14 protein-coding genes and 1 riboswitch are annotated in these 20092 nt (G+C 43.5%); of the genes, 7 read left to right on the plus strand and 7 right to left on the minus strand.

From position 1 onward, the window contains the following. Positions 1–132 precede the first annotated feature (132 nt). Positions 133–525: an H-NS histone family protein gene (locus L2717_RS03540; protein ID WP_248937982.1), complete on the minus strand. Its 393-nt coding sequence runs from the start codon at positions 523–525 to the stop codon at positions 133–135. A gap of 308 nt (positions 526–833) precedes the next feature. Between L2717_RS03540 and L2717_RS03545 the strand changes: the two genes are divergently transcribed. The 3 genes from L2717_RS03545 to L2717_RS03555 all read left to right on the plus strand — a co-directional run bounded on the left by L2717_RS03545 (position 834) and on the right by L2717_RS03555 (position 4450). Beyond that, entirely contained in the window at positions 834–1583 is a 750-nt protein-coding gene (locus L2717_RS03545) for an electron transfer flavoprotein subunit beta/FixA family protein (protein WP_220775075.1), read from the plus strand. Further along, a complete protein-coding gene (locus L2717_RS03550; RefSeq protein ID WP_220775074.1) occupies positions 1584–2510 on the plus strand; it encodes an electron transfer flavoprotein subunit alpha/FixB family protein in 927 nt (308 codons plus the stop codon). 95 nt (positions 2511–2605) lie between these two features. Beyond that, positions 2606–2802: riboswitch (Lysine riboswitch) on the plus strand. A 79-nt stretch (positions 2803–2881) separates the two neighbouring features. Continuing rightward, positions 2882–4450: a Na+/H+ antiporter NhaC family protein gene (locus L2717_RS03555; protein ID WP_248937983.1), complete on the plus strand. Its 1569-nt coding sequence runs from the start codon at positions 2882–2884 to the stop codon at positions 4448–4450. A 115-nt stretch (positions 4451–4565) separates the two neighbouring features. On the opposite strand, the gene L2717_RS03560 is transcribed toward L2717_RS03555, so the two are convergent. Beyond that, a complete protein-coding gene (locus tag L2717_RS03560; RefSeq protein ID WP_220774439.1) occupies positions 4566–6719 on the minus strand; it encodes a M3 family metallopeptidase in 2154 nt (717 codons plus the stop codon). Positions 6720–6926: 207 nt separating this feature from the next. Continuing rightward, a complete protein-coding gene (locus L2717_RS03565; RefSeq protein WP_220774438.1) occupies positions 6927–9011 on the minus strand; it encodes a multiheme c-type cytochrome in 2085 nt (694 codons plus the stop codon). Between the two features lie 540 nt (positions 9012–9551). Between L2717_RS03565 and L2717_RS03570 the strand changes: the two genes are divergently transcribed. The 4 genes from L2717_RS03570 (at position 9552) to L2717_RS03585 (ending at position 15617) form a co-directional block, all read left to right on the plus strand. Beyond that, the gene (locus L2717_RS03570; protein ID WP_220774437.1) at positions 9552–10130 is read left to right on the plus strand and encodes a thymidine kinase; all 579 of its coding nucleotides are present in this window, start codon (positions 9552–9554) and stop codon (positions 10128–10130) included. A 233-nt stretch (positions 10131–10363) separates the two neighbouring features. Continuing rightward, positions 10364–13441 (plus strand): transglycosylase domain-containing protein, encoded by a 3078-nt coding sequence (locus tag L2717_RS03575; protein WP_220774436.1) that lies wholly within the window; start codon positions 10364–10366, stop codon positions 13439–13441. 837 nt (positions 13442–14278) lie between these two features. After that, a complete protein-coding gene (locus L2717_RS03580; protein WP_220774435.1) occupies positions 14279–15085 on the plus strand; it encodes a hypothetical protein in 807 nt (268 codons plus the stop codon). A 112-nt stretch (positions 15086–15197) separates the two neighbouring features. Beyond that, positions 15198–15617: a hypothetical protein gene (locus L2717_RS03585; RefSeq protein ID WP_248937984.1), complete on the plus strand. Its 420-nt coding sequence runs from the start codon at positions 15198–15200 to the stop codon at positions 15615–15617. A gap of 784 nt (positions 15618–16401) precedes the next feature. On the opposite strand, the gene L2717_RS03590 is transcribed toward L2717_RS03585, so the two are convergent. From L2717_RS03590 to L2717_RS03605, 4 genes are all read right to left on the minus strand, one after another. Beyond that, entirely contained in the window at positions 16402–17559 is a 1158-nt protein-coding gene (locus tag L2717_RS03590; protein ID WP_220772768.1) for a PQQ-dependent sugar dehydrogenase, read from the minus strand. Between the two features lie 134 nt (positions 17560–17693). After that, entirely contained in the window at positions 17694–18455 is a 762-nt protein-coding gene (locus L2717_RS03595; RefSeq protein WP_220772769.1) for a sulfite exporter TauE/SafE family protein, read from the minus strand. A gap of 225 nt (positions 18456–18680) precedes the next feature. Then, a complete protein-coding gene (locus tag L2717_RS03600; RefSeq protein ID WP_220772770.1) occupies positions 18681–19337 on the minus strand; it encodes a 3-oxoacid CoA-transferase subunit B in 657 nt (218 codons plus the stop codon). Between the two features lie 45 nt (positions 19338–19382). Further along, positions 19383–20087: a CoA transferase subunit A gene (locus tag L2717_RS03605; protein ID WP_220772771.1), complete on the minus strand. Its 705-nt coding sequence runs from the start codon at positions 20085–20087 to the stop codon at positions 19383–19385. Positions 20088–20092: the final 5 nt, after the last annotated feature.

Consider the following 20092-nt stretch of genomic DNA (forward strand, 5'->3'; position numbering starts at 1 on the left):
TAACGTAATTTAAAGCATAAAATTTACTAGCTATAGCTTAAGATTAAAATAAAGTGTAGATATAAAAAAGCCCGCAATAATGCGGGCTTTTATGCAACATATGGTGGGTGCTGTACCTAATCTATTACTCGATTAGATTAAAAAGTCTTCCATAGAACGACCTTTGTTGATCTCGTTCTTAAAGACTGTTGGCATACGGCCTTGACCAGTCCACTGAACCATTTCACCATTAACTTCAATTTGGTATTTCGCTGGGCGAGGAGCACGTTTCTTTGCTGTTGCTTTAGCAGCTGTGCCACCTAAATCATCAATGGATAAACCAACGGCTTCCATTTGCTGACGGATTTCTTCAATTTTAGCATTACGAGCTGCCATGGCTTGTTCTTCTTCCTCGGCCATAGACTCGCGTTCTACTAAAATCTTATTCAATTTGTCGGCTAAATCACGTAGCTCTTCAACGCTAAGTTCTTTTACTGCCGCTTTAAAACGACGACCGTGAGTTAATATTTCTAAAAATTCGTTCATATCTATTTTAGTCCCACTCAATTTTTAATACAGGATAATGGTGAACAACCCCTGAATGATAGAAACTAATATAGCTCGAATCAAATAAAATTATGCATTTAATCAAAATTAAATATTATTTAATTTTTGAACTTTTTAAATTGAGCTAATTAAGTGCGTTAAAAATGGTCGTTCAAGCTTATTAAAAATGCAAACAAGCGTTTTACTTTGATTGACGTTAACGTCAACAGGACGTAAAGTTGCTGTATCTTGCATTGGTATTAACCAATGTTTTGTCCATGTACATGAAAGTGTAGAAAGGAAACCCTATGAAAGTATTGGTGCCCGTTAAGCGCGTTGTTGATGCCAATGTAAAGGTCAGGGTCAAAGCTGACAATACCAGTGTCGACACTGCAAACCTAAAAATGGCGTTAAACCCTTTTTGTGAAATCGCAGTTGAAGAAGCGGTTCGTTTAAAAGAAGCGGGTAGCGCTACTGAAGTGGTGGTGGTGAGTATTGGCGGTAAAGCCGTGCAAGAACAACTGCGTACCGCGCTGGCATTAGGCGCAGATCGCGCGATCCATATTGAGACTGACGAAAGTCTAGTGCCATTATCTATCGCTAAATTGCTTAAAGCAGTACAAGACAAAGAGCAGGCTGATCTGGTGATTTTTGGTAAGCAGTCGATTGACGGTGACAACAACCAAACCGGCCAAATGTTTGCTGCACTGATGGATATGCCGCAGGCGACTTTTGCCTCAGAAATCAAATTAGAAGCGAATGGATTGCAAGTTACCCGTGAAATTGACGGTGGTATGCAAACGCTGCAATTGTCTTTACCTGCGGTTGTCACCGCGGATTTACGCTTAAACGAACCGCGTTATGCCTCACTGCCTAACATCATGAAAGCTAAGCGTAAGCCATTAGACATATTCACTGTGGCGGATTTAGGGGTGACGTTAAAGAGTCACCAAACGATTGTTAAGGTCACTCCGCCAGCAGAACGTAAAGCAGGCATCATGGTAGCGTCGGTAACTGAGCTAGTTGAAAAGTTAAAAAATGAAGCGAAGGTGATCTAAATGGCCATTTTAGTATTAGCTGAACATGATAATAGCGCGCTGAAACTGGATACCGCGAAAATAGTTACCGCTGCTCGCGCTATTGGTGATGAAGTGCACGTCTTAGTTGCTGGTCATCAGTGTGATGCTGTTGTCAAAGCAGCGCAGGTGCTACAAGGCGTTAGCCAAGTGCTCGTGGCCGATGCCAGTGCGTACCAAGCGCACTTAGCCGAAAATTTTGCTAAATTGCTGGTGGATTTAGCGCCAAGTTATGGTCATATTTTGGCCTCTGCTTCGAGTTTAGGCAAAGATACACTGCCACGCGTGGCGGCATTGCTCGATGTGGCGCAAATCTCGGAAGTGATCGCGGTAGTGAGTGCTGACACCTTTGTGCGCCCAATCTACGCGGGTAACGCCTTAGAAACACTGCAAAGCCTTGATGCCATTAAAGTGATGACAGTGCGCGCCAGCGCCTTTGATGCAGTATCAGAAGGCAACAACGCAGCTGTGACGACACTCGATAAGGTGTTTGAAGCGAAAACACAGTTTGTATCTCAATCATTGACCGTTTCTGAACGACCAGAACTCGGTAATGCGGGTATTATTGTATCTGGTGGTCGAGGTATGGGCAGTGGTGAAAACTTTGGCATGTTAGAGCAGCTAGCTGACAAACTTGGTGCAGCAGTGGGTGCATCGCGTGCTGCTGTTGATGCAGGATTTGTGTCAAACGATTTACAAGTCGGTCAAACAGGTAAAATTGTCGCACCTAACTTGTATATTGCTGTTGGTATCTCAGGGGCAATTCAGCATTTAGCGGGCATGAAAGACGCCAAAGTTATCGTTGCTATCAACAAAGATCCCGAAGCGCCAATTTTCCAAGTGGCCGACTATGGGTTAGTTGCTGACCTATTTGAGGCTGTGCCTGAGCTTATCTCTAGCCTCGGTTGATTTTATTTGCGATCTAGATCACACTAAGCGGCTTTGCACTAGCATCAGCTCAGCCGCTTATGTTTTTATGTGCCACGCGCTCGAGTACGAGCGTTCTTAGAAGTAGAGGTGCGCCAAATATCAGTAGTGATCAGTAGGGTGATTCCGTTGATCGATTACGAAAGGATTTGGTGCCGAAGTAGTTCGATTTATCACAATCAACTGCTGGGGTTGTGCCTAATAGGTACAACACTGCCATAGTATTTTCCGATACGGATATTGGAAATAGTTACTATGGAGCGCTACTGATAGGACAGGTGACCTTGGGTATCTATTGCCTTCCCCCACCAGTTCAGTCGCCCTCCATTCGTATTTAACGAAGATAATAATCAATGACTGTTATGAATTATGCCGATTCGGCACTTTCCTTATTGCCGCCTGCGGTGGCGATTGTGTTGGCAATTTTTACTCGCCGTGTACTACTTTCTTTGGGGCTAGGTATCTTGATTGGTGCTTTATTGCTCAATCAATTTTCACCCTTAGCCACTGGTGAATTTGTATTTAATGGCGTTAAAGGACTTTTTTGGACGGGTGAAGGCCTTAATTCGTGGAACTTATATATTCTCGGTTTTTTAATTGTACTGGGAATGATCACCGCGTTAATTACGGTAAGTGGCAGCGCTCGGGCTTTTGCCGATTGGGCTCGTTTACACATTCGTAATAAGCGTGACGCTAAACTATTAACCATGTTTTTAGGTTGCGTAGTTTTTATTGATGACTATTTCAATAGCTTAGTGGTTGGTTCGGTCGCAAGACCTGTGACTGACCGTTATTATATTTCCCGCGCTAAGTTAGCTTATTTACTCGATTCTACAGCTGCGCCAGTATGCGTGATTTCTCCGGTTTCAAGTTGGGGCGCGTATATTATTGCCCTCATCGGCGGAATATTAACCGCCCATGGTTTTGCAGATACAGGCCATTTGAGTATTTTTATTCAAATGATCCCCATGAATTTTTATGCCATCTTCTCCTTATTATTATTACTTTTTGTGGTGTTTATGGGATTAGATGTTGGGCCAATGCGCGAGCATGAGCTTAATGCCCAACGGGGGAATTTATACGATGAGTCAAAAGGATTACCGCCAGGGGCGAATGCCGATTTACCCGAAGCGGAAACCGGTAAGATCTTAGGATTATTTCTGCCCATTATCGCGTTAGTGTTTGCCACCTTATATTTTATGGTCAATAGCGGGGCTCAAGTATTAGCCGCAGAAGGGATTGAGTTTAATATCATTTCCGCTTTTGAGAAAACCGATGTTAGTTCATCACTGTTCTTTGGTGCGTTAATTGGCTTAGCCATTTCGTTACTGTTGAATTTAATACAGGGCGTTGAAAAGTCGATGATAGTCAAAGGTGTTGTGCAGGGCGCTCGCTCTATGCTGCCGGCGATTTATATCCTGTTGTTTGCTTGGACGATTGCAGGTGTAATTGGTCAACTCGAAACCGGTAAGTTTATGGCGAGCTTAGCGACAGGCAATATTCCGTTCGCCTTTTTGCCTGCGTTGATGTTTGTGTTAGCGGGTATTACTGCGTTTTCTACCGGAACTAGCTGGGGCACGTTCGGGATCATGTTGCCGATTGCGGCTGATATGGCCATGGGGAGTCACACTAGCATGATGTTACCTATGCTTGCCTCTGTGCTGGCTGGCGCGGTATTTGGCGATCATTGCTCGCCCATTTCAGATACCACTATTTTGTCGTCAACAGGGGCCAGTTGCCATCATATCGACCATGTGGTCACTCAGCTTCCCTATGCGCTTATCGCGGCATTTATTAGTTTGGCGGGTTATGTGGTGCTTGGTTTTACCGAGTCAGTGACCGCAGGATTAGTGGCTTGTAGTGTGGTATTTGTGCTCAGTATTATTGTGCTCAAAATCAAATCTAAAGGAGCGATTAACTAAACCGTTAATTGAGCCTGTCACTGTAAAACGTTATTGCGCAAAAATAATAAAAGATAAAAAAATCAGCCAGCATTATGCTGGCTGATTTGTTATGGATAGTATTAATACGTCAGCTTTACTTATTTGCGGAATTTAAACCACGGCGGTTAAGTAAACCTTCTGTCGTTGGCTCTTGTCCGCGGAAGTTTTTGTAGGCTTCCATAGGCGCTATGCTATTGCCCACTTCTCGGATAGTTTTGCGGTACTTCATGCCGATTTCACGATTAAGCCCGCCTTGGGTTTGCACATAGGCAAAGGCATCCGCCGCTAAAATTTCACTCCACATATATGCATAATAACTTGCAGAGTAACCACCGGGGAAGGCGTGGGCAAAGTAGGCCGATTTATAGCGTGGCGGTACTGCGCTGATGTTTAAGCCGTGCTTTTTCAGCGCATTGGCTTCAAAGGTTGGCACATCTTGCAGTGGTGCATCTGGGCTTATTGAATGCCACTCCATATCTACTAATGCCGCAGCCATATATTCCAGTGTGTCGAACCCTTGGTTGAAGCTGCCGGATTTCAGTAGTTTTTGCAGTAGTTCGTCAGGAATAGGTTTACCGGTTTCATAGTGCTTAGCGTAGTTGGCCAACACTTTTGGATGGGCGGCCCAATCTTCTTCAAACGTCGATGGGAATTCGACAAAGTCGCGGGAAACCGAGGTGCCCGCCAGACTTGGGTAAGTTACTTTGGAGAACATGCCGTGGGTGCCGTGGCCCATTTCATGGAACATGGTCGTGACTTCGTTATAGCTGACGAATGTGGGTTCACCCTCTGGCGCTTTCTTAATGTTCATCACGTTGACGACCACAGGTTTAGTGCCTTCGAGGAAGGATTGGCCGACGAACGAACTCATCCAAGCACCACCGCGTTTGCCTTCACGGGCAAAATAGTCGGCGTAGAAAATGGCCATGCTTGAGCCATCGGCATCAAACATTTCGTAGGCTTTTACATCGGGATGGTAAACCGGTAAATCTGGGCGTGGTTTTAAGGTGACGCCATAGAGTTCTTTGAGTGTGTAGAACACGCCATCTTCGAGGACGCGGTTAAACTCAAAGTATGGGCGAACACTATCACCATCCAGTGCATATTTTTCTTGGCGGACTTTTTCGGCGTAAAATGCCCAGTCCCACGGTGCCAGTTCAAATTTTCCACCGGTTTTAGTGATCATGGCTTGAATGTCGGCGGCTTCTTTCTCTGTGTTAGCAACTACCGCAGGCACCATTGAGCCAAACATGCTGTAAACCGCTTCGGGTGTTTTTGCCATTTGCGGTGCTAATCGATAACTTGCCCAGTTTTCATAGCCTAATAGTGTTGCGCGCTCTGCTCTGAGTTGCGCTAAACGAGATACTAGCGACGCCGTTTCGTTTTCACCGCTCAAGCCACGGTTAGCTGAGGCTTCCCAAATACGCTGGCGTAGCTCACGGTTTTCCAGTGAGGCCAACACAGGTTGGCGAGTGGTGTTGGTGATGTTAATTAGATACTTGCCTTCGTGACCCGCTACTTTGGCATCGTTTGCTGCTGACGTGATTTCGCTATCAGTTAATCCTGCAAGCTCATTTTTTGAATCCATTACCACCGCAATTTCTTTAGTTAAGCGTAATAAACGCTGAGAGAACTCATTCGTTAGTGTTGATTGTTCTTCATTTAACGCGCGGATTTTAACTTTTTGTTCATCGGTAAGTTTAGCGCCAGCCATGATAAAGCGTTGGTGATATACCTCAACCAAACGCACGGCTTCTGGAGTTAACCCTAAGTTGGTGCGGTTGTTATAGATGGTTTCGATACGGGCAAATAGTGCAGGATTTAAATTGATGTTGTCAGAATGCGCCGCCATTTTAGGCGCCATGTCACCTTGAATTTTACGCAGCTCAGGATTGCTGTTCGAGCCGGCTAAATTATAAAACACACTCGATGCTCGGTTGAGCAGGGCACCACTTTTTTCCATAGCCACAATGGTGTTATCGAAGCTGGCGGCTGCGGGATTATTGGCAATGACAAGAATTTCTTGATAGTGCTCGGCCATGCCTTGTTCTAGGGCTGGCGTAAAGTGCTCATCTTTAATGATGCTAAAGTCGGGCGCTTGATATTGCAGACTACTGACTTGGAGCAAGGGGTTCTGGGTTTGTACTGACATGGCGTTAGGGGCTTTACTTTCTGTGTTGCTACAACCTGCCATAAATCCGGCGGTGAGCGTGGCGCCGATGGCGATGGCAATAAAATGTTTACGCATAATTAAGTGACTTCCTTTTAATTGTTGTTTTTTTAGGACTGTAACGTTATTAACTTAAATGGGACTGAAAATGGCTTGTTGTGGAAATGTATCTAAATAAAAAAGGAGCCCCATGTTGGTGGGACTCCTTTGGCTATTTCCTTGTAGGAAAAATTGATATCACTTTTTACTAACTATTTGCTCGCATCTAAATCAGGTGATGATGAATTAACGAGTAAAGTTGTGATATTTATCAATACCAGAGCTTTTACCTGCGCTATGACAAACTGCACAAGATTCGGCAGTCGGTTGCTTAAACCAATCCGCTACGCTTGGTACGCTAATTTCACCACCATTACTTGCCATATGTGCCTTAGCTGAATCATTTGTGTGGCAGGCATAACAGTTAGCGGTGACAGGACTGGTCATTTTATTGCCAGGTTCTAAAATGTATTGATTTGGAATTTTATCTAAATCAATCGCTTTATCATGGCAAGCAACACAGCTAGTCACTGGATTGATGGCTCCTGCACCATTGGCTGCTTTTGCTTGAGTTCCATCTGCTTTTATTTCACCCACGTTAGCACCATTGCCCCAATGCCAGCTGTGGACCATAGGACCAAAACCTGCGCCTAAGGCTGCTGAAGTACGCGCCATACCGTTGTCATGACAAGCAATACATCCATTACCACCGTTATCGAAGGCACCATCTTTATGGAACGCAGTGGCGTCGTTATGACACGTTGTACAGCTATTATCACTCACAACTGAACGGCGACCAAAGGCTGATACTTTTGCTCCAGTGGTTGGATTAACAACATCTGAGTAGGCGGTAAAGGATACGCCCATAGAGCCGTCATAACCGTCAGTTCTTAGGCTGCCATTGCTGTAATAACGTTGATTGCCATCGTTTGCCATCCAACCAGCAGTACTAAATGTGACGCGGGTTGAATAAGCATAGTTAGCATTCACTGCGCTGATATCAGTCAATAAATGACAGATATTTTTGGTGCCGTCAGTGTTGTAACCATAGTAATAGTTAGTGCGGTTGCCTGGACGACCGACTAAGCTGCCATTTTCATAGGAATGTAAATAAGCACCTGCATAGACAATCGGTTTAGCAGCATTAAATACTGTGGTGTAATTAAACTTATCTTTGATATTAACAAGATTACCATCGATATCTTTTACCGTCAGAGTAGTACACCAACCTGGTGCGTTGACGGTCATTGCTGCAGTAGTCGGGGCGTAATGATCAGTTTTAGTCGAAATATCATCCACTTTAACAGGTGTAGATAATGCTACTTTGTACTTAGCGCGAATGGCTTTGCGCTCAGTTATACCGGCTTTGCTTTCGTGCAAAATGCGTAAATCGGCACCATTACTTGGGATTACAGCACCAGGTACGCCGCCACTGTCATGGCAATCAATACAACCAGGTCCTGCTACGTTGATGTTGGTAGGCGCTTCAACGTGGCAAGATGTACAGTTTTGTACTGAGAAATCTTTGGTGAATTTCTGATGATTAATATGACCAATTTTGGATAGGGTGTTGGTCGCATAACTACCAGTAGAGAAGCCTTCAGCGTTTACTACAGCGCGGCTGACTGAGCCGTGACACACTAAACAGCCCTCTACGAAGGTGACTTCACTGTCCATACCTGTTGCAACGTAGCTTGCATGACGACGCGGGCTGGTAGCGTAATCGACGTGACATGAGTAACAACTGTCTGTTGTCGTTGAATGGGTGCCTTCAGGTTTGTTAACGACTAACGGTTTAGATGTGGCAATACCATCGTTACCACCGACACGTAACCAAACGATACCTTCGGTGCTTGGATTTACGCCTTTCATGGGGACTTTAAATTGATAATGCCCATCGGCTAATGCTGTTAATTCTGCACCCGTTGTTGCTTGAGTTCCTTCACCGCCAATGTAAACGTTATCAACAATACCGTTTTTATCTGCTTCGGTACGGTTAGTAATAAAGCCTTTATCTGTTAATGCTGCAACTTTAGCTTGGGCGTTCAGCAATCCTTTGATTGGATTGTTGTTTTCATCTGTAACTTCAAACTCGTAACTAATACTGCCTTCTTCAAAGCTGTAGTTAATCACTTTGACGTTAGTCATCGTTGAGTTAGTAACTGGTGGCGGTGTGCCTGGAACTCCGGGAGTGCCTGGAATTCCGGGGGTGCCTGGTATTCCAGGAGCACCTGGGGCGCCATCATCACCATCGCTACCGCAACCAACAAGGGCTCCGGTTAGCGCTAAGGCAACTAAATATGCCAGTTTTTTCGAAGTGAAAATTTTCATTATTATCTCCATATGATCCAATATGCGAATAAGGGACGGAGAGAGGCACTAAAGTCTGCAGGGGAGATCAGTACATTAACCGTTGATTTTCATTCGCTCGTTATCGAATACTTTCTTTTTTTTATTGAGCACGATTTGTCTCGAATAGGATAATAGTGTTAATGGTATGTTTATTTTTTGAGCGAAAGCCCATTTCCACCTATTACTTTGGGGGTAGATCTCAGTTTTGTGATTTAGTCTTTATCACTTTTTATCTACAAAACAACAATTAAGTTTCAGTTAAGGTTGTTGTAACAACTACCTGGTAACTGAGTGTTTTTGGTTGCATTTGTTAATATGAAGATTGAGCCAGCTTGATTGGAAGTGCTCTCATAGATGATTGTGGAATAAAATGCTGAATAACTTGGCGTAGTTGTCCAAATTCATTAAAAATGCTTAGTGCTAGCTAGTGTTCTGATGTGAAACGCAATGTTAGACTAGCAACCAATTTCGCTCTGGTAACAGAGGCCTATGGGTAACGTTTTAAAAAGGGTATAAGTCTTGGCTCAATTGTATTTTTATTACTCGGCAATGAACGCGGGGAAATCCACTTCTTTATTGCAGTCGTCCTATAACTACCGCGAACGCGGCATGAATACTTTGGTGATGACAGCCTCGATAGACGACCGATATGGTAAAGGTAAAGTCGCGTCGCGTATCGGCATTGAAACCGAAGCACAGGTTTTTAGTAGTAAAGATGATTTAACGCAGATGATTACCGATGTGCATCAAGCTACGCCATTAAGCTGTGTGTTGGTTGACGAATGCCAATTTCTGAGCAAAGAACAAGTTAAACAACTTACACATGTGGTCGATAATATTGACATTCCTGTGCTCTGTTATGGTTTAAGAACAGATTTCCAAGGCGAGCTTTTTACCGGCAGTCATTATTTATTAGCTTGGGCTGATAAATTGGTTGAATTAAAAACCATATGCCATTGTGGCCGTAAAGCTAACATGGTGGTGCGTCTTGATGGTGAAGGTAAAGTGATGCGCGAAGGTGAGCAAGTTGCTATTGGCGGCAATGAAAGTTATGAGTCCGTATGTCGTAAACACTTTCGTGAGTTTATTTGGGATTAGTATTCATCAGTTATTTTTACGAATGTGCTGTTAGCTTAATATGAGCATGCGTTATTGGTTGTTTTAAGCAATAGACATCGCTTTTTACCGCTCAATAGATGTCGTGAATACAAACCATCGATACAAAATGGATCATGAAGGTTAAATGAGTTTGATATATTGCCTTATTGAGTGGCAACGGATTTGCTGAGTTGCATGAAAGATGTTTATTTTAGTATTTTTTTGGAGCTGTTTTGCCTAATTCCACGTCAGAGATGAAGTTCGAAAATTATCGTCCTCGTCCACCCGAACCAGAGCCCAAGGTTAAAGAAAAACCAGCGCGTAAAGCCAGATCAAAGGGGCGAGTGTGGTTCTTATTTTTTATTCTTATTTGCTGCGCTGCGCTGCTGATCGGGCTTGAAGTTAAAACCTCCTATTATCAAGCAAAATACATTAATCAATATGCCAAAACGCTCACCTACGATTTAGATAATGCGCCAAGCCAAGCGGTTATTTATCCTAGTTATGGGCCTTTTGATGAACGCCATGGCTACAGTAAATTGCCGCTTTATATCGACAGATTATTGCAGCGTAATTTTCAGGTAACGCAGCAGGTGGCGTTTTCGTCTGCGTTGCAACAATATGCTAAATTAGGTTTTTTCCCTCCATATCATGAAAAAGCGCAATCAGGGCTCACGCTACTCGATTGTCGTAATACCGATTTATACGAGTTTGCTTATCCAAAAAGGGTTTATCAGGATAGCGATAAAATCCCCAATGAAATCGTCAATACCTTATTGTTTATTGAAAACCGCGAGCTGTGGACCACGGAAGCTAAACTTAACCCTGTGATTGATTGGCCACGTTTTGTAGTAGCAGGGATGAGCCAAATTGCTGAAATGGTTGGTATGAATGTTTCTACTGCTGGTGGTAGTACGCTAGCAACGCAGATTGAGAAATTCCGTCATTCTTCCCAAGGTTTAACCTTAAGTATTAAGGATAAGTTACTGCAAATTGGCTCAGCCAGTGTGCGCGTTTACCAGCACAGTGAAAATACTGAGCCTGCACGTAAGCGCATTGTGCAAGATTATCTAAATACAGTGCCGCTCTCTTCGGCGCCCAATCATGGTGAAGTTCATGGTATTGGCGATGGCTTATGGGCTTGGTTTGGCACCGATTTCGATACAGCCAACCAATTGTTATCCTCACCACAGATCAAGAGCAATGCGGCTAAACGTGGTCAGGTATTTCGTCAAGTGGTTGCTTTGATGATCGCCCAGCGTCGTCCGTCGTATTATTTATTGCAAGGCCATGAAGATCTTGAGAATTTAGTCGATAGCCATATTCGTTTACTTGGCCAGTATTATCTCATTGATCGTGGTTTGCGTGATGCGGCACTCGCGCAGAAATTGCATTTTAAAGTCGTTAAACCACAGCGCAATATTCAATCAGGTGCCGATAAAGGTGTGAACACAGTACGCATTCGCACCGCGGGTATGCTAAACGTGGGATTGTACGATTTAGACCGGCTCGATTTAACGGTAAAAAGTAGTTTACACAGTGACTTGCAGCAACAAGTGAGCAATTACTTACGCAGCCTTGCACAAGTCTCTGCAGCGGAGCAAGTCGGGCTATTAGGTGAGCGTCTGCTTGAGCCAAGCCAGTTACAAAATGTACTTTATAGTTTTACGCTTTATGAGCGAACTGATACCGCCAATCGGGTTCGGGTGCAAACTGATAGTACCGATCAACCCTTTGATATCAATGAGGGCAGTAAGCTAGAGCTAGGTTCAACCGCTAAATTACGGGTGATGGCAACGTACTTAGAAATTATCGCCGAGATCTACGATAAGTATTCTAAGAAACACGGTATTGAATTGGAATCGATCATTATCGAGCCTCGGGATCACTTAACTCGTTGGGCAATTGATTACTTGATTGTAAACCCAGGCAGGCGCTTAGATCACATGCTAGATGCGGCGCTGCAGCGTGAATATTCAGCTTCAGCCAGTGAGCAATTCTTCACGGGTGGTGGTTTACATGTGTTTAATAACTTTAAGAAAACGGAAGATCTGAAAACTCCGACACTCTATCAAGCCCTGCAGGATTCGATTAACTTGCCCTTTGTAAGGTTGATGCGTGACATAGTCAACTACAGCAGCAGTATGCAAAACGAGGGCAATATGGCCCAGTTACTGCGCAGTGATAAAGATCCGCGCCGTGACGAATATTTACGAATATTTGCCGACCGCGAAGGCAATACGTTTGTGACTAAGTTTTATCGAAAGTATAAAAAAGTCGCCGCCAATGAGCGTTTTGCTATGTTTTTTGATGGCCAATCTCAGTCGGAGCAACAATTAACTGCGGCGTATCGCTATTTATTGCCCGATGAGCCTATCTCGGCATATAAAGCATTTATACAGCAAAGAATACCTCGAGTGAGCTATACCGATCGACGTATTAAGGAATTGTACAACAAATACGGTCCGGATAAATTTAATCTTCCTGATCAAGGTTATATCGCGCGGGTGCATCCATTAGAACTGTGGGTGCTCGATTATTTAAACCATAATCCAGACGCTATCTTAAGTGATGTTAAACAGGCGAGTGAAGCCCAGCGCCAAGAAGTTTACCGTTGGCTGTTTAGAACGCGCCATAAAAACGCCCGTGATGTACGAGTAAAAGTGATGCTCGAAGTAGAAGCATTCCTTGACATACATCAGCGTTGGGCGCGTTTAGGTTATCCATTTGATTCTATGGTGCCATCTTTAGGCTCTGCGCTTGGCAGTTCGGGCGATAGACCCGCAGCCTTAGCTGAGCTGATGGGCATTATTCAAAATGACGGTTACCGTTTACCGACAGTGCGGATTAATCAGCTGCATTTTGCGGCAAATACGCCTTACGAAGTGACATTGGATAACCAGAATACCCAAGGTGAGCGGGTGATGCGCCATGAAGTAGCAGAAGCCTTAAAAGCTGCGTTAGCCAACGTAGTGCAAAATGGTACAGCAAGGCGTTTAAAGGGTATTTTTACCGATGAGCAAGGCGGCATGCTACCTATCGGCGGTAAAACCGGCACCGGTGATAACCGTATTGTGACTCAAATGCAGCAAGGCAAAAGAGTAGCAACTACGGCTGTGAACCGTACTGCGACTTTCGTGTTTTATCTTGGTGATAGATACTTTGGTACGTTGACGGCTTTTGTTCCTGGCAGTAAATCCGATGACTTTAGCTTTACCTCTGCTCTACCCTTACAAGTGATGAAAGGCATGATGCCCATTTTGTCACCCTATGTAAAAACAGAGCAGGGGATGTGCGTGGTAAACGAATAAAGGCGGTGAGTTTCATGCCAAGTTTAATATTCGCAAATTAACAACCGCAAGCTAACCACAAAGAGTGTTCTTTAAGAACGCTCTTTGTTTTTTATCGCTTAAACTATCTATCTATCTATCTATCGATTCGTGTAGGAGGGTTATAACATCTCATACCAAGCGATAAAGATTTATTATGAATAATTAAATTGTCCGCCTAAATAGCAGGAGTTTTGGCCGATTAACTGCATTCTCTGACTCGAAAATACCCCAAAGCAAGATAACTTTGTCGTCAGTTGTTACGCATTAATTGTCATTGTTTCCCAGTGACTCGCCATAAACTCGTCCCTGAGGGCTCTACTAAAACATCCATGTTTTAGAAGGTCACTGGTACATCAATGCCAATCTTAACTAACACTTCTGCTGTTCGTTCAGCTAAAAAGTGCCCCAAAACGAGTTAACAAGTTGTCAGTAGAACAGTAACGAACGGACTTTCTGTCCTAGAAATTTTCATCGTTATACCCGTGTGATGTAATTCACTACTACCCATCAAAAAACTGGATAATTATACAGTCGTATTCAAATCATAAGGATTCTGAACGATTTTCATCCTGTATTCGTGCGCGTTTTCTCATTTTTTAAATAAATAGCATTAAAATCAATTACTTATACTTTTAATTAAGTAGATAATAGGTTTGAAAAACGCGCATGCGCGTTTTTCTAGGTGGCGTATTTGAAGTAAAGCTGATAACTTCTTTGCAATACAATCAGTTAAAAATGCGTGCTTTCACTGGTCTAACGTGATAAACGCGCATGCGCACTAATAAAATGTTAGCCATCAATATGGAGATAATTTGAGTGCAGAGTTCTAAGGAAGTTCTTGAACTACTAACCAAAGCGAAGGATATGCGATTAAATATTGCAATCTTTTTGGTTTCTACAAGTATTTTATTCGCCTCAAAAAATGAATTTATAGCGCTCGAACCAGTATCAGAAACCGTTCTTCGAGGGCTAACTTTTATAACATTGGTTAGGCTAGTTTATGGTTTCGTCGGTCTTATTTACTCCCACTTTCAAAATCGACAAGAAGAAAAACTTAAATTGGTCAAAGCCGAATTAGATGCGAAAAATGCAGAGTCAGATAATCTAAAAAACAGAGAGAAAATTCGTTCTATATTTGAGACGTTGGATATATTTCAGTTGTACATTATTCAAGAGCTCAAAAGGCAGAATCACGTTCAAGTTAAAAAAAGTGCACCACTTTTCACTTTAAAAAATTTCAAAATTATATATACCCCAGCAGTAGGTGAGCGATATGAGTCAGCGTCACTCACTCCAATTGCAAAAGATATATTAGAAAACGAATTATGGAGACGTTTTGACGAATTAAAGCTTAATGCCTTGATCAGATTTTTTGAAGGTTTACAGCCTGAAGAATCACGACATTTTTTAGAGTTTATGAACAAAGAATCGATAGGAACGAAAAGATACAATCGAACTTCGTCAGGTAGTCAGTATTATGATAATGAAAGAGTGTTTTCACACTACTCCAATAGCATAATTTTTACTCAGCCCCAAAGAAACTACATCTATATCATTGACCCAAAAGCTAAAGAGGCTATTGGTTTCGTTTTTAAAGACACAGCAGAGGCAGAAAATGGCTAACAAGGCACTGCTACGGAAAATTTACTCGCTGGCGCTCCTAAATTTCCGCAGAGTGCGGCGTTATGTTGGGGGAGAACGATAAATTAATAAAATTATTGATATTATGGTTCGTGTGGAAACAGGGATAACTTGCACGAGTGAGCTGGTCTTTTGGGCAATGGAAAGAATTTCAAATGATGAAATGTCTGATGGTCTATTAGAACTGGCAAGCTTGAAAAAGCCATCTGCATACGAAGCTTTAAAATTAGCCCATCAAGCCGCTAATGAACTAGGAATTGCTCTACCTAATGAAAGTCAGTTGAAATTGCTAATTGCGAAAAATATTGCTGAAAATATTATTTCCGGAAAAATTGACCCAAATATTGGCTGTTTGAAAATTGGTGAGCTAAATCAAGAGCTCGGGTGGCCTCAAGAATTATCAGGCTTTGGTCTTCTCGCTCATGAGCAAACAGATCATGAACACATCGGAATCACCAGAGCTAGCATTATTCCTGATATTTTGAAAGAGGCTAATACTCTTTTGAAAACATAACAACGTGCTGCAACCCGCGCACTTCGTGCGCTGGACAGTTTATAAGTCGCGGCTTTGTGGTTTTGCTGCGCAAAAGTATTCCACAAAACCACAACTTACAAACTGCCGTTGAGCACGGCGTTATGTGCACAAGGAGTTTCTGTGAGTAGTTTACAAAGTTATTATTTTTTAGGTTTTATTTTCTCATCTGCAATATTGAATATATTTATTGAAAATGAAAGTATTGGCATTAAGTTATTGTGCTTAACTTTGCTATTTACCACATTCATATTTGCTTCCTTATTCCACAATTTGAAAGCTAAAATAGAGAAGAATAACAAAGCAGAGTAATCACATAACAAGAACTTCAAACGAAACAAAAAAACAGTTGGTTAGGTTACGCTTCGCTTCACATTATAACCAACAATTTTTGTCCGCTTAAGTGGGCGTTATGTGTCAAAAGTGCCGAGATTATGAAACGTATAAAAGAAGATGAAGTAAAAAATCAGGTCGTCTCAGATTTCGGTATGACTTTCTAGTTATTCGTAAAAACGGGGGATCATGCAATCGGCAATGCCGTTGATTATCCCTTGTTGAAAATATATGCCGATGATGAAACTGAAGAGAAATATCTTGAAATATCATCTGGTGGACAGCTAATTCTGAAGTGGTCAACTAAATTTGGCCACGGATTCAATCGGGCGCAGTAGAATCAAGCATATGTGACGATTTAGTATCGAACTGTATTCCCCTCCCAGCATTGAGCTTGTTGCACTGGTTAAAAGGCTGTGGTTAAAGCGAGTGCTTAAGATTGCTGCGGTGAGATCTGGTAAATTTTTGATTTAGCTTCATCGGTCACAAGATAAATTAGTCCATCTGGCCCTTGCACGACTGAGCGTAATCTTTGCCCCAGTTCGGTTTTTAGCAGGCGCTCTTCTTTAATAATCTTGTCACCATCAAGCACTAAACGCACCAGTGTTTTTTCTTTTAGGCTGGCGAGTAAAATATTATTTTGCCACTGTGGAAATTTATCACCTGTGTAAAACATAAAGCCCGCGGTGGCAATGGAAGGTACCCATTTATAGACAGGTTGCTCCATTCCCGTTTTGTGGGTTCCTTCGCCAATTTTACCGCCGCCATAATTCTCACCATAGGTAATCACAGGCCAACCATAGTTTTTGGCCGCTTGGTCGATATTGAGTTCATCGCCGCCCTGCGGGCCATGCTCGCCAGTCCATAATACTTTACTGATAGGATTAATGGCTGCGCCTTGGATATTACGGTGACCAATCGACCAGATCTCTGGCAAAGCGCCAGCCATATTGACGAAGGGGTTATTCTGAGGCACAGAGCCGTCGGCATTAATCCGCACGACTTTGCCTAAATGATTGTCTAATGTTTGGGCGCTATCTTTTTCGCTGTAGCGGTCGCCAAGCGTGATAAACAGTGTACCGTCAGGTGCCCACACTAAACGAGATCCAAAATGGTGGCTGCTATCTATTTTGGGTTGCTGGCTAAAAACGCGGGTGAGATTTTCAAGTTTGTTACCATTGAGCGTGGCAAAACTGACTGCTGTGCTATTGAGAGAGCTTGCCTCACCTTCAGCGGGTTCTGAATAACTGAAATAGATTTTTTTGCTGGTGGCAAAATCTGGCACAAGTACCACATCAAGTAAACCACCTTGACCCTTGGCATACATCGGCGGTAAACCCGTTAAGGGTTCACCCACTTCGCCTGCGGTGCTGACAATCCGCATTCTGCCGGCGCGTTCAGTCACCAGCATGCTGCCGTCGGGTAAAAATGCCATACCCCAGATATTTTCTAACCCTTCAGCGATGGTTTTTATCTGGATATTTCCCGCTTCTGTTTTGACGTTAAGTGGGGCAGCGCGAGTGACTTCAGCGTAAACCTCTGCTTGGAATGTAAAAAGACACAGGGCAAGAGTTAAGGTGGTCCGTTTCATAGCTATCCTTTAGTAACAGTGCTTTCCTAAATGCTAGGGCAGGGTAATAAAAAATCGGTAACATACGCGCAGTTTATCGGCATAGTGGATCACGTATAAAAGCAAACGTATAAAAAGCCTAATGTATGAACAACCTAGCGTATAAAAAAGCCTAGTGCCATCGTTAAACCTACGATGACAATAAAGCCGCGCAGTAAAGGTTGTGAAATACGATAAGCCAGCACTGCGCCCACATAACCGCCGATTATTGCCATAATGGCAAGCAGCAACAGATATTGTCCATCGATGACATTACCCAATGCATAAATCACTACAGCAATAGCGGTGAGTAGAGCGGATATTAAATTTTTAAGTCCGTTCATCCCATGTAGATTGGTTTGACCCATCAGCCCAAAGCTGGCGAGTAAGATAATACCTAAGCCGCCATTAAAATAACCACCATAAATACACACCGCGGCTAGCATTAAAAGCGCTGTTATTGGGCGTAATGCCGGCGTAGAAGAGGTGCTCATGCCTTGCAATGCCATTCTTCTCTTGATTAGCCAAGGGCCAATAATAAAGGCTGCAGTGGCCAGTAAAATTAGCCAAGGGATCAGTGTTGCGAACACTTGCTCGCTGGTGGTTAATAAAATGCCTGCACCAATACTGCCGCCGATGAGGGCAATCAAGATGAGATTTTTAAAGCTAAGGCTGGCCGGATATTCGATATCTTTTCTAAAGCGCCAAGCACTGGCGATATAACCGGGGAGTAGTGCTGCGGTTCCCGTGGCATTGGCTGCAATTGGCGGCACACCAACGAACACTAATGCTAAAAGCGTAATAAAGCTGCCACCGCCTGCTACGGCATTGAGCATGCCACCTAAAAAACCTGCAAGTGCAATAATAAGCCAGTCCATAGAAAAATCCTTTGGGCAATTAGTCAGTTTATCTGAGAGCTAACAAGGTGTTTGTCGTTATGGGCCAATCTAAAAACATTACCCTAGCAGGATGATTTGGGTATTGGAAGTTAAGTATTAACTGGAGGTGACGTTTGATACCGGAGCGCTTGATAAATATAAAAAGCCTAGAGACACTCTCTAGGCTTAGGTCAGCAAAGCGGACAACAAGATGAAAGTTAAGGCTTAAAATGTCATCTCTGGTACATGCTCTGGCATGATTAACTTGCCAGCGGTTTTGCTGACGATTTCATCAACACTCACGCCAGGAGCGCGCTCTAAAAGATGAAATGCGCCATCTTTTATTTCGATAAAGGCTAAATCGGTGACAACACGTTTGATACAGCCGTAACCTGTCAGTGGCAATTCACACACGCTTAGTAGTTTAGAATTACCGTATTTGTCGGCGTGCATCATAGTCACGATAATGTTTTCAGCGCCGGCGACTAAATCCATCGCGCCGCCCATGCCTTTAATTAATTTTCCGGGGATCATCCACGAGGCGATAGAGCCGTTAACATCGACCTCGAAGGCGCCCAGAACCGTTAAATCCACGTGGCCGCCACGGATCATGGCAAAACTTTCCGCCGATGAGAAAAACGAGGCACCTTTGACTGCGGTAACCGTTTGTTTGCCGGCGTTGATTAAATCAGGGTCTATGGTGTCTTCAGTGGGGAATTCGCCCATGCCTAATAAACCATTTTCTGATTGCAACATGACTTCCATGCCGCTTGGAATATAGTTAGCCACCAGTGTAGGAATACCAATACCTAGGTTGACGTAGTAACCGTCTTTTAATTCTTTGGCGACGCGTTGAGCCAGTTGTTCTCTTGATAATGCCATGATACTTATCCTTTGATATCCGTTCTTTAATCCGCAGTACGATGCTTATTTAGCCGCTTTTACAGTGCGCTGCTCGATACGTTTCTCGAACGAGCCTTGAATCACGCGGTTAACATAAATGCCCGGCGTATGGATATGATCGGGATCTAGCTCGCCCGGCTCGACAATAAACTCGGCCTCAACCACGGTAATTTTACCGGCGGTCGCCATCATAGGATTAAAGTTGGCGGCGGTTTTACGAAACACCAGATTACCCATGGTATCGGCTTTCCATGCGCGCACTAAGGCAAAATCAGCGCTGAGTGACTCTTCTAATACGTAATGGCGACCTTTGATTTCGCGGGTTTCTTTACCATCAGCTATCGGCGTGCCGTAGCCCGTTGCGGTGAAAAATGCCGGAATACCTGCGCCACCTGCGCGGATTTTTTCCGCTAGCGTACCTTGGGGAGTCAAAATCACGTTCAATTCGCCAGAGAGCATTTGCTGTTCAAAGGTAGCGTTCTCGCCTACATAAGATGCGATCATCGTCGCGATTTGGTGATGTTTTAACAGTAAACCTAGGCCAAAATCATCAACGCCAGCATTGTTTGAAATCGCCGTTAAGCCTTTAACACCCATATTAACCATTTGATTGATTAAGCCTTCTGGAATGCCGCATAGGCCAAAGCCGCCGACCATTATGGTCATATCGTTAGATAAGCCTTTCAATGCTTCTTCATAGCTGCTGACGACTTTATTGAGTCCTGCCATTGTGA

Source organism: Shewanella glacialipiscicola (assembly GCF_023283485.1).
Taxonomy (GTDB): Bacteria; Pseudomonadota; Gammaproteobacteria; order Enterobacterales; family Shewanellaceae; genus Shewanella; species Shewanella glacialipiscicola.